The sequence below is a fragment of the Xanthomonas sp. JL1 genome (genome assembly GCF_038405005.1).
Genome location: NZ_JBBYGR010000005.1, coordinates 47,674 through 58,325, shown reverse-complemented (window position 1 = coordinate 58,325; position 10,652 = coordinate 47,674). Strand labels below are relative to the sequence as shown.

Below are 10,652 nucleotides of genomic sequence, written 5' to 3'. Positions count from 1 at the left end.
TTGAAACGCTGCCGATCGGGTTTAGGTCGGGTGAAACGCCTGCTGTGCGACAGCGGCTACACCGGAGATCCCTTCGCCGAGGGCGTACAGGACATTCTGGGCAAGCATGTCACCGTACAGATTGCCAAGCGCAGCGAGCTGCATACCTTCAAGGTCATGCCCAAGCGCTGGAGTGTCGAACGCAGCTTTGCCTGGCTGGAGAAGAACCGGAGGCTATGGAAGAACTGCGAGCGAAGGCTCAATACCAGCTTGCAGTTCATCCACCTGGCGTTCCTGGCACTGCTGCTCAGGAGATCGTAAACAGGTTCTTAGGGGGTTTCAAACTTCCAGCGAAGCCAGATCGCCCTTGGTTTCCAGCCACTGCTTGCGGTCGCTTGCGCGCTTCTTGGCCAGCAGCATGTCCATCAACAAACGCGTCTGCTCGCCATCATCGATGGTCAGCTGCACCAGCCGTCGTGTGTCCGGGTGGATGGTGGATTCGCGCAGCTGCTGCGGATTCATTTCGCCCAGGCCCTTGAAGCGGGTGACGCTGATCTGGCCCTTCATCTTCTCGCGCGCGATCTTGTCCAGCAGCGTGGTCTTTTCTTCTTCGTCCAGCGCGTAGAACACCTGCTTGCCCACGTCCACGCGGAACAGCGGCGGCATCGCCACGAACACGTGGCCGGCGGCCACCAGCGCGGGGAAGTGCTGCAGGAACAGCGCCGTCAGCAGCGTGGCGATATGCAGGCCGTCGGAGTCGGCGTCGGCCAGGATCACCACCTTGCCGTAGCGCAGCCCGGTGATGTCGTCCTTGCCCGGGTCGCAGCCGATCGCGATCGCCAAGTTATGCACTTCTTCGGAGGCCAGCACGCTGCCGGAAGCCACTTCCCAGGTATTGAGGATCTTGCCACGCAGCGGCAGGATCGCCTGGAAGTCCTTGTCGCGCGCCTGCTTGGCCGAGCCACCGGCCGAATCGCCTTCGACCAGGAACAATTCGGTACGGGACAGATCCTGGCTGATGCAATCGGCCAGCTTGCCGGGCAGGGCCGGGCCCTGGGTGACCTTCTTGCGGACGATCTGCTTCTCGGTCTTCAACCGTGCGCTGGCGCGGTCGATGGCGATCTGCGCGATCTTCTCGCCGATTTCCACGTTCTGATTCAGATACAGGCTGAAGGCATCGTGCGCAGCACCTTCGATGAAGCCGGCGGCCTGACGCGAGGACAGGCGTTCCTTGGTCTGCCCGGAGAATTGCGGGTCGGTCATCTTCAGGCTGAGCACGAAGGTGACCCGGTCCCACACGTCTTCCGGCGCCAGCTTGACGCCGCGTGGCAGCAGATTGCGGAAATCGCAGAACTCGCGCAGCGCATCGGTCAGGCCCGACCGCAGGCCGTTGACGTGGGTGCCGTGCTGCGCGGTGGGGATCAGGTTGACGTAGCTTTCCTGCACCAGCTCGCCTTCCGGCACCCAGCCTGCGGCCCAGTCGACGATTTCGGTGTCTTTTTTCAGGCTACCGACGAACAGGTCGGCCGGCAGCATCTCGTGCTCGGCCATCTCGCCTTTGAGGTAATCGCGCAGGCCGTTTTCGAAATACCAGCTGTCCTGCTCGCCGGTGGCTTCGTCGTGCAGCTTCACGGTCAGGCCGGGGCACAGCACCGCCTTGGCGCGCAGCAGATGCCGCAGCGCACGCACGTTGAATTTGGGCGTATCGAAATACTTGGGGTCGGCCCAGAAACGCAGCCGCGTGCCGGTGTTTTTCTTGCCGACCGTGCCGACCACTTCCAGCTTGGACGCGGCATTGCCGTCGCGGAACTCCATGCGGTGTTCGCTGCCTTCGCGCTTGATGAACAGCTCGACCTTGGTCGACAACGCATTGACCACGCTCACACCCACGCCATGCAGGCCGCCGGAGAAGGTGTAATTGCGGTTGTTGAACTTGCCGCCGGCATGCAGCCGGGTCAGGATCAACTCCACACCCGGAATCTTCTCTTCCGGATGGATGTCCACCGGCATGCCGCGGCCGTCGTCGGACACCTCGCAGCTGCCGTCCTTGTACAAGGTGACTTCGATCTGCTTGGCGTGACCGGCCAGCGCCTCGTCGACCGAGTTGTCGATCACTTCCTGCGCCAGATGGTTCGGGCGCGCGGTGTCGGTGTACATGCCAGGACGGCGTTTGACCGGGTCCAGGCCCGACAGCACTTCAATATCGGCGGCGTTATAACGGGTGTTCATGCATCTCGTTGGCACGTGAAACGACGCGCAAGTGTGGGGGCTGGGACGATTTTTTGCACGCGACAGGCGTTCAGTGCAGGGCTGGGTGCCAGTGGATACCCTGGCATTGGTTTCGGAACCAAACGTCCCCACCTGAGGATGTCGACGAAGCTAAGGAGGACGCCATGAAGTTCAAGCACATCGTGATGCTCACCCTCGGTGCGGCCGCAGTCGCAGCGCTCCCCGCCATGGCCCAGGCCGCTCCGCAGCAGACCGGGCAGGGCGCCACCGCGCAGAAGGCGGGCGACGCCAAGGCCAAGAGCGAAGCCGAGCGCAAGGCCGAACGCCGCGCCGCCGCTGCCGCGCAGAAGCCCAAGGGCGACGTGTCACCGCGTGAGGAAGAGGAAGAACAGACGCCGGCGCGCTGATTTTTTCGCATCGCTTGAGTGATACGCAGACGCCCCGGCTCAGGCCGGGGCGTCTGCATTTGCGGCCCGCGCAACATGCACGTTTTCAGCGTGGAATGACTTCGTCGTCACGCAACCCTTGGGCATTCGCCCGTCACCCGCTAAACTATGGCTTTCCGGGAGGCTTCAAGCCCCATGACCCCCCTGATTTTCGTTACCGGCGGCGTAGTGTCCTCGCTAGGCAAGGGCATTGCCGCCGCTTCGCTTGCGTCCATTCTTGAAGCGCGTGGCCTGAAGGTCACGATGATGAAGCTGGACCCGTATATCAACGTGGATCCGGGCACGATGAGCCCGTTCCAGCATGGCGAGGTCTACGTCACCGACGACGGTGCCGAAACCGACCTGGATCTGGGCCACTACGAGCGCTACGTGCGCACGCGCCTGTCGCGCAAGAACTCGGTGACCACCGGCCGTATCTACGAGAACGTGATCCGCAAGGAGCGTCGCGGCGATTATCTGGGTGCCACCGTGCAGGTGATTCCGCATATCACCGACGAAATCCGCCGTTGCATCGATGAGGCCACGGCCGGCTTCGATGTGGCGTTGATCGAGATTGGCGGCACCGTCGGCGACATCGAATCGCTGCCGTTCCTGGAAGCGATCCGCCAGGTGCGCACCGAGCGCGGCGCCGAAAAGGCCATGTTCATGCATCTCACGTTGGTGCCGTACATCGCGGCGGCCGGCGAGTTGAAGACCAAGCCGACCCAGCATTCGGTCAAGGAACTGCGATCGATCGGCATCCAGCCGGACGTGCTGCTGTGCCGTTCCGAGCAGGCCGTGCCGGATTCGGAGCGTCGCAAGATTGCGCTGTTCACCAATGTCTCCGAGCGCGCGGTCATCAGCTGCCCCGATATCGACGTGCTGTACGGCATGCCGCTGGAATTGCTGCGCCAGGGGCTGGATGAATTGGTCATCGTGCAGTTCAAGCTGCGGGACAAAGTGGCTGCGGCGGATCTGTCCGAGTGGGCGGCGGTGGTGGATGCGGTCAAGCATCCGCTGGACGAAGTCACCATTGCGGTGGTCGGCAAGTACGTCGATCACCAGGACGCCTACAAGTCGGTGGCCGAAGCGTTGCGTCACGGCGGCCTGCGTCAGCGCACCAAGGTCAACCTGAAGTGGCTGGAAGCGCAGGATCTGGAACGCAGCGACATGGCGGCGTTGCAGGACATCGACGGCATCCTGGTACCGGGCGGTTTCGGCGACCGCGGTTTCGAAGGCAAGGTGCAGACCTCCAAGTTCGCGCGTGAGCACAAGGTGCCGTATTTCGGTATCTGCTACGGCATGCAGGCGGCGGTGGTGGACTATGCCCGCCATGTCGCCGATCTGGATGCAGCCAACAGCACCGAGAACGATCGCCAGTCGCCGCACCCGGTGATCGGCCTGATCACCGAATGGCGCACCGCCACCGGCGAAGTCGAAAAGCGCGACGAAAAATCCGACCTGGGCGGCACCATGCGCCTGGGCCTGCAGGAGCAGCGCCTGAAGCCGGGCACGCTGGCGCGCGAGCTTTACGGCAAGGACGTGGTGGCCGAGCGGCATCGTCATCGCTACGAGTTCAACAACCGCTACCGCACGCAGCTGGAAGACGCCGGGCTGGTGATCTCCGGCAAGTCGATGGACGACACCCTGGTGGAAGTGGTGGAACTGCCGCGCGACACGCACCCGTGGTTCCTGGCCTGCCAGGCGCATCCGGAATTTCTGTCCACCCCGCGCGACGGCCACCCGTTGTTTATCGGCTTCGTGCGTGCGGCGCGCGAGAAAAAGGCCGGCGGGAAGTTGTTGAAGGAAGCGCGTGCCTGAGTCGTCCCTTCTCCCCTTGGGAGAAGGTGCCCCGTAGGGGCGGATGAGGGGCGCCGCAGCACACCGGAAGGTGGCAGCCTTGACGAACGCGTCGCCACGCGCCAGCCAAGGCGAACCATCGCAGTTCACTAAAGCGGCGCGCCCGTACCCTCACCCCAACCCCTCTCCCGACGGGAGAGGGGCTTCAATCAATAGGTGACTTGATGAAACTGTGTGGCTTTGAAGTTGGCCTGGATCAGCCGTTGTTCCTGATCGCCGGCCCCTGCGTGATCGAGTCGATGCAGCTGCAGCTCGACGTGGCCGGCAAGCTCAAGGAGATCACCGGCAAGCTCGGTGTCAACTTCATCTTCAAGTCGAGTTTCGACAAGGCCAACCGCACCTCCGGCACCAGCTTCCGTGGCCCGGGCCTGGAAGAAGGCCTCAAGGTGCTGGATGCGGTGAAGCGGCAGATCGGCGTGCCGGTACTCACCGACGTGCACGAATACACCCCGATGAACGAGGTCGCGGCCGTCGTCGACGTGTTGCAGACCCCTGCCTTCCTGGTGCGGCAGACCGATTTCATCAAGAACGTCTGCGCCGCCGGCAAGCCGGTCAACATCAAGAAGGGGCAGTTCCTGGCGCCGTGGGACATGAAGCCGGTGGTGGACAAGGCCAAGTCCACCGGCAACGCGCAGATCATGGTCTGCGAGCGTGGCGCCTCGTTCGGCTACAACAATCTGGTCAGCGACATGCGCTCGCTGAGCGTGATGCGCGACACCGGCTGTCCGGTGGTGTTTGATGCGACCCATTCGGTGCAGTTGCCGGGCGGGCAGGGCAGCAGCTCTGGCGGCCAGCGCGAGTTCGTGCCGGTGCTGGCGCGCGCTGCGGTGGCGGTCGGTATTTCGGGTCTGTTTGCCGAAACCCACCCGGATCCATCCAAGGCGCTGTCCGATGGCCCCAACGCGTGGCCGCTGGATCGCATGGAAGAACTGCTCGAAACCCTGATGGAACTGGATGCCGTCACCAAGAAACACGGGTTCGCGCGCTTCGCATGAGTGTTGATCCCTGGACGGTGGCGGCATCGCACCGCCAGTGTCGGCAGTGGCAACGCTGGCCATGGGGCTGGCTTGCGCTAGCCGCATCAATCGCGGCGTGGCTGTGCATGGCGGTGATGGTCGTGCTGTTCACCGCCAGCATCGGTATGCCCGGCGATGGCAATCAGGCCATGCAGGCCACGCGGGTGCCGATGCTGATCACGTGGATGGTTGCCGCGATTTCAGCCGCCGGTGGATTGATCGCTGGCCCGGTTGCGTTGCGGTTGGCGCGCCAAACCGGCGCAGCGGTCCTCGCGTTGGTCTTGCTATTGTTCTTGCTGCTGCTGGTGGGTCTGTCGCTGCTGGGCCTGATGGCCTAGCGCTACGCTCGCCTGCCTGTCGCCTGCCGCGGCTGTCTGCGATTTGGCAATGGACCGGTGTGCAGCGATAATCCTGCAGCTTGTTTCCGGTGTCCTTCCCCCTCTACTGGTAACTGATCGACCTATGACCACTATCGCCAAGATCCTCGCCCGCGAAATCCTCGACTCCCGCGGCAATCCCACGCTGGAGGCCGAAGTCACCCTGGACGACGGCTCGTTCGGTCGCGCGGCCGTGCCCTCGGGCGCTTCGACCGGCACCAAGGAAGCGGTCGAGCTGCGCGATGGCGACAAGACCCGCTATCTGGGCAAGGGCGTGCGTCACGCAGTGGACAATGTCAACGGCACCATCGCCGAGACGCTGAAGAACTTCGACGCCGCCGACCAGCAGGGGCTGGACCGTCGTCTGATCGATCTGGACGGCACCGAGAACAAGGGCCGCCTGGGTGCCAACGCGCTGCTGGGTGTGTCGCTGGCCGCAGCGCATGCCGTGGCCGCCTCGCGGAAGCAGCCGCTGTGGCAGTACCTGTCCACCATCACCGAATCGGATGTGGCGCTGCCGGTGCCGATGATGAACATCATCAACGGCGGCGCGCATGCCGACAACAACGTCGACTTCCAGGAGTTCATGGTGCTGCCGGTCGGTTGCAGCTCGTTCTCCGAAGCGCTGCGCGCCGGCACCGAAATCTTCTATTCGCTCAAGTCGGTCCTCAAGGGCCACGGCCTGAGCACGGCGGTGGGCGATGAAGGCGGGTTTGCGCCGGACTTCCGCAGCAACGTCGAAGCGCTGGACACGATTCTCGAGGCGATCGGCAAGGCCGGCTACACCGCCGGCGAAGACATCCTGCTGGGCCTGGACGTGGCCTCTTCGGAGTTCTACGACAACGGCAAGTACAACCTGGTCGGCGAGAACAAGCGCCTGACCAGCGAGCAGTTCGTCGACTTCCTGGCCGACTGGGTCGCGCAGTACCCGATCATCAGCATCGAGGACGGCCTGGCCGAAGACGACTGGGCCGGCTGGAAGCTGTTGACCGACCGCGTCGGCAAGCATGTGCAGCTTGTGGGCGACGATCTGTTCGTCACCAACCCGAAGATCTTCAAGCAGGGCATCGACTCGGGCACCGCCAATGCGATCCTGATCAAGGTCAACCAGATCGGCACGCTGACCGAAACGCTGGAAGCCATCGCCATGGCACACGCGGCCAATTACGCCTCGATTGTCTCGCACCGGTCGGGCGAAACCGAAGACACCACCATCGCCGACATCGCCGTGGCCACCACCGCCACGCAGATCAAGACCGGCTCGCTGTGCCGCAGCGACCGCGTCGCCAAGTACAACCAGTTGCTGCGCATCGAGCAGGCGCTGGGCTCCGACGCGCGTTACGCCGGTCGCGACGCGTTCGTTTCGATCAAGCGATAAGACGTGCGCAACTGGCGCTGGCTACTGCTGGTGCTGGCGGTATTGCTGGCTTGGCTGCAGTACCGATTCTGGTTCGGGCCTGGGAATTCCGGCGAAGTCATGATGCTGGAAGCCCAGGTCGCGCATCAGACACAGGACAACGAGGGGCTGCGCCAACGCAACCAGGCGTTGGCCGCAGAGGTGAAGGACTTGAAGGATGGCGAGGCGGCAATCGAAGAGCGTGCACGCAGTGAGCTGGGCATGATCAAGCCGGGCGAAACGTTCTATCGCGTGGTCGAAGATGCGCCGTTGCCGGCACCTGCATCGCCTGAAACGGCGGCCCCCGCACAGCAGGCGCCTGCCTCCACCGATCCGGTGGACCACCCATGACCGGTTCGATCTGGGCCGGCTCCATTTGGGCAATCGTGCCGGCTGCGGGGCGCGGCACGCGTTTTGGTGGGCCGCTTCCCAAGCAATATCTGCAGGCCGGCGGCCAGCCCTTGATGGCGTACACGCTGATGGCGCTGGCGGCGCATCCGGCGCTGGCCGGCATCGTGGTGGCGATCGCCCCCGACGATGCCGATTGGCCGGGCTGGACTGCCGTGCAGTCCAAACCCGTGCTCACCTGCCTGGGGGGCGCGACGCGTGCAGCCTCGGTGCTGGCTGGTGTGCTGGCTTTGCCCGAAAGCGTACGCGCCGACGATTTCGTGCTGGTGCACGATGCCGCGCGGCCGAATCTGGCCCTGGCCGATCTGGACCGCCTGCTGGAAATCGGTCGCGGCGACCCGGTGGGCGCGATCCTGGCCGCACCGGTACGCGACACGCTCAAACGTGCCGGCGACGATGGCGGCATCGACGGCACCGAACCACGCGAACGTCTGTGGCGCGCACTCACGCCGCAGTTGTTTCGGCGCCATCAATTGATCCGTGGCCTCACCGAGGCCTCGGCTGCCGGTGTGGACGTCACCGATGAGGCGATGGCGATGGAGCGGATGGGGCTGCGCCCATTGCTGGTGGAAGGCGCCGAAGACAACTTCAAGGTGACCACGCCGGCGGATCTGGCGCGCTTCGAATTCGAATTGGCGCGCCGCGGCATTGCGGTCGATGCCGATGCGCTTGAGGCGCCGGCCGTCAATGCGCAGAGCAACGCGCGCAACGTGGCAACGCAGCTCGCTACAGTCAGCCACGGTAACGACGCCACTTAGAGCGTCTATCAAAACGAGTGCGCTCATCGCGAGGCGGGGTGGCAGATGCTTGGTGCGGCCTGTAGCACTCGTACACTGCCGTTTCTGCGTCGTCCGCGCACACCTGACGACTGCTTGCTACGGTTTGGTAGCTGCTCAACAACTACGGGGTCTCCATGTCCTTCAATTTCCGAATCGGCCAAGGCTACGACGTGCATGCGTTCGGCCCTGGCGAGCACGTGATGCTTGGCGGCGTGCGCGTGGCGCACAGTCACGGCGTACTTGCGCATAGCGACGGCGATGTGGTGTTGCACGCACTGTGCGATGCGATGCTGGGTGCGTTGGCGCTGGGCGACATCGGCCGGCATTTTCCGCCGTCCGACGAACGCTGGAAGGATGCCGACAGCGCGCAGTTTCTGCAGCATTGCGATGGCTTGCTGCGCGAGCGCGGCTGGCGCGTCGGCAATGCCGACATCACCGTGATCTGCGAGCGCCCCAAGGTCGGACCGCATGCGGTGGCCATGCGCGAGCGCATCGCCGGCCTGTTGGCGATCGAACTCGATGCGGTCAGCGTCAAGGCCACCACCAGCGAACAATTGGGCTTCACCGGCCGCGGCGAAGGCATCGCTGCACAGGCTGCAGTGCTGCTGGGCAGGATCGCTGCATAAGCTGCAGCAAGATGCGCAGTGCTACGCGCCGGGACCGGCGCCGATGCAGCGGGATGTAATCACCACGCCGAACGATTCGGCGCATTGCGCGCCACCTCCGGCGCGAAGGCGAATCACACCATGAGCGAGACCTCTCTGCTGCCACGTGCACATGGCGCTGCCGTGCTCAGCGCGGCGATGCGCAGCACGCCGGACGACTTTCAGGTCGACGAACTGCCGGCGTTCGAGCCTTCTGGCGAAGGTGAGCATTTGCTGCTCACCGTGTGCAAGCGTGGCCAGAACACCGCCTACATCGCCAAGAAGCTCGCGCACTGGGCGGGCATCGCCGAGATGGGCGTCGGCTATGCTGGCCTGAAAGATCGCCACGCCGTGACCACCCAGCGCTTCAGCGTGCATCTGCCCAAGCGCATCGCGCCGGATATCGCAGCGCTGGATGATGCGCAGATGCAGGTGATCGATAGCACCTGGCACAACCGCAAGCTGCAACGCGGTGCGCTGCACGGGAACGGTTTTGTGTTGACGCTGCGCCAGGTACACGGCGAGCGCGATGCAGTCGAGGAACGGTTGCAGGCGATTGCTGCGCGCGGCATCCCCAACTGGTTCGGCGAACAACGCTTCGGTCGCGATGGCGGCAACGTGGCGGCTGCGTTGGTGATGTTCGGCTATGTGCAGGCTGCCGATGGAACACTGGCGCCGGCACCAACCTCCAGGCGGCGGCTGCGCAACGATCAGCGCTCGATGCTGCTGTCGGCGGCGCGCTCGGCCTTGTTCAATCGCGTCCTCACCGCACGTGTGGAGCAGGACAGTTGGGACAGTGCGCTGGAAGGCGAGGCGTGGATGCTGGATGGCTCGCGCAGCGTCTTCGGCCCGGAGCCGTGGAGCGATGCGCTGGCAGAGCGGCTGGCGTGTTTCGATATCCACCCCAGCGGCCCGTTGTGGGGCGCGGGCGCGTTGCGCTCGACCGATCAGGCGGCAGCAGTGGAGCAGGGCGCCTTGTCCGATCCGCAATCCGAAGCGCTGCGCCAGGGTCTGGAAGCAGCGGGATTGAAGCAGGAGCGCCGCGCGCTGCGCTTGCGTCCGCAAGGTCTGGACTATCGATGGCTGGAGGCGCAGACCCTGCAACTGGAGTTCGCGCTGCCGCCTGGCTGTTATGCCACTGCGGTGCTGTGGGAATTGGGTGAGGTCACCGACGCAGGCCGTTTCGACGCCGGTGTGCGCTCTGACGAGTGATTATGTGCTGGTCGGCCGTCCAGCGCAGCGTCGATAGCGATCTGGGCATCCTGTTCGCGTAGGAGCGGCCTTGGCCGCGACGCCACAACGGTGAAGCCGATGGCGGCGTCACTGACCGGACGTGTGCGGTACAAGGTTGCCAAACAGGCTTCACATCGCGTCATGGCCATCCACGCGCAACAGCCATTCCCGCCAACGCACGCAATCGCTTCGAACGCTGCGAGTCAATCACACTTCGCCATCCGCCATCCGCCATCCGCCATCCGCCATCCGCCATCCGCCATCCGCCATCCGCCATCCGCCTACCGCCTACCGCCTACCGCCTAC

11 protein-coding genes and 1 other RNA gene are annotated in these 10,652 nt (G+C 64.3%); 11 read left to right on the top strand and 1 reads right to left on the bottom strand.

Annotation, left to right across the window (positions count from 1 at the left end; genetic code table 11):
* Window positions 1–300, top strand: a 300-nt coding sequence (locus tag WJW29_RS01025) for an IS5/IS1182 family transposase (RefSeq protein ID WP_027703997.1), incomplete at its 5' end; no start/stop codon positions are given.
* An 18-nt stretch (window positions 301–318) separates the two neighbouring features.
* On the opposite strand, the gene parE is transcribed toward WJW29_RS01025, so the two are convergent.
* Window positions 319–2,208 carry a DNA topoisomerase IV subunit B gene (gene parE / locus WJW29_RS01020; protein WP_011408898.1) on the bottom strand — a complete coding sequence of 630 codons (1,890 nt, stop codon included), beginning with the start codon at window positions 2,206–2,208 and terminating at the stop codon, window positions 319–321.
* 164 nt (window positions 2,209–2,372) lie between these two features.
* Between parE and WJW29_RS01015 the strand changes: the two genes are divergently transcribed.
* The 10 genes from WJW29_RS01015 (at window position 2,373) to truD (ending at window position 10,325) form a co-directional block, all read left to right on the top strand.
* Window positions 2,373–2,615, top strand: coding sequence for a hypothetical protein (locus tag WJW29_RS01015; protein ID WP_011259533.1), 243 nt, complete (start codon window positions 2,373–2,375; stop codon window positions 2,613–2,615).
* A gap of 174 nt (window positions 2,616–2,789) precedes the next feature.
* Window positions 2,790–4,454: a CTP synthase gene (locus WJW29_RS01010; RefSeq protein ID WP_011259532.1), complete on the top strand. Its 1,665-nt coding sequence runs from the start codon at window positions 2,790–2,792 to the stop codon at window positions 4,452–4,454.
* Window positions 4,455–4,657: 203 nt separating this feature from the next.
* Complete coding sequence (kdsA, locus tag WJW29_RS01005) at window positions 4,658–5,488, top strand: 3-deoxy-8-phosphooctulonate synthase (RefSeq protein ID WP_011259531.1); 831 nt, start codon at window positions 4,658–4,660, stop codon at window positions 5,486–5,488.
* A 116-nt stretch (window positions 5,489–5,604) separates the two neighbouring features.
* Window positions 5,605–5,847, top strand: coding sequence for a hypothetical protein (locus WJW29_RS01000; protein ID WP_027703575.1), 243 nt, complete (start codon window positions 5,605–5,607; stop codon window positions 5,845–5,847).
* Between the two features lie 124 nt (window positions 5,848–5,971).
* Window positions 5,972–7,264 carry a phosphopyruvate hydratase gene (eno, locus tag WJW29_RS00995; RefSeq protein WP_011408895.1) on the top strand — a complete coding sequence of 431 codons (1,293 nt, stop codon included), beginning with the start codon at window positions 5,972–5,974 and terminating at the stop codon, window positions 7,262–7,264.
* 3 nt (window positions 7,265–7,267) lie between these two features.
* Window positions 7,268–7,633: a cell division protein FtsB gene (gene ftsB / locus WJW29_RS00990; protein ID WP_011259528.1), complete on the top strand. Its 366-nt coding sequence runs from the start codon at window positions 7,268–7,270 to the stop codon at window positions 7,631–7,633.
* Window positions 7,630–8,448: a 2-C-methyl-D-erythritol 4-phosphate cytidylyltransferase gene (gene ispD / locus WJW29_RS00985; protein ID WP_011408894.1), complete on the top strand. Its 819-nt coding sequence runs from the start codon at window positions 7,630–7,632 to the stop codon at window positions 8,446–8,448. Before ftsB ends, ispD begins: the two co-directional genes overlap by 4 nt.
* 59 nt (window positions 8,449–8,507) lie before the next feature.
* Window positions 8,508–8,581, top strand: a non-coding RNA gene (locus WJW29_RS00980) — sX9 sRNA.
* 22 nt (window positions 8,582–8,603) lie between these two features.
* Complete coding sequence (gene ispF / locus WJW29_RS00975; RefSeq protein ID WP_011259526.1) at window positions 8,604–9,095, top strand: 2-C-methyl-D-erythritol 2,4-cyclodiphosphate synthase; 492 nt, start codon at window positions 8,604–8,606, stop codon at window positions 9,093–9,095.
* 120 nt (window positions 9,096–9,215) lie between these two features.
* On the top strand, window positions 9,216–10,325 hold the full coding sequence (gene truD, locus WJW29_RS00970) for a tRNA pseudouridine(13) synthase TruD (RefSeq protein WP_011259525.1): 1,110 nt from the start codon (window positions 9,216–9,218) through the stop codon (window positions 10,323–10,325).
* Window positions 10,326–10,652: the final 327 nt, after the last annotated feature.

Excerpts from the sequence above, each read along its gene's own strand:
- parE (WP_011408898.1), bottom strand. The coding sequence starts at position 2,208 with ATGAACACCCGTTATAACGCCGCCGATATTGAAGTGCTGTCGGGCCTG.
- WJW29_RS01015 (WP_011259533.1), top strand. The coding sequence starts at position 2,373 with ATGAAGTTCAAGCACATCGTGATGCTCACCCTCGGTGCGGCCGCAGTC.
- WJW29_RS01010 (WP_011259532.1), top strand. The coding sequence starts at position 2,790 with ATGACCCCCCTGATTTTCGTTACCGGCGGCGTAGTGTCCTCGCTAGGC.
- kdsA (WP_011259531.1), top strand. The coding sequence starts at position 4,658 with ATGAAACTGTGTGGCTTTGAAGTTGGCCTGGATCAGCCGTTGTTCCTG.
- WJW29_RS01000 (WP_027703575.1), top strand. The coding sequence starts at position 5,605 with ATGGTCGTGCTGTTCACCGCCAGCATCGGTATGCCCGGCGATGGCAAT.
- eno (WP_011408895.1), top strand. The coding sequence starts at position 5,972 with ATGACCACTATCGCCAAGATCCTCGCCCGCGAAATCCTCGACTCCCGC.
- ispD (WP_011408894.1), top strand. The coding sequence starts at position 7,630 with ATGACCGGTTCGATCTGGGCCGGCTCCATTTGGGCAATCGTGCCGGCT.
- ispF (WP_011259526.1), top strand. The coding sequence starts at position 8,604 with ATGTCCTTCAATTTCCGAATCGGCCAAGGCTACGACGTGCATGCGTTC.
- truD (WP_011259525.1), top strand. The coding sequence starts at position 9,216 with ATGAGCGAGACCTCTCTGCTGCCACGTGCACATGGCGCTGCCGTGCTC.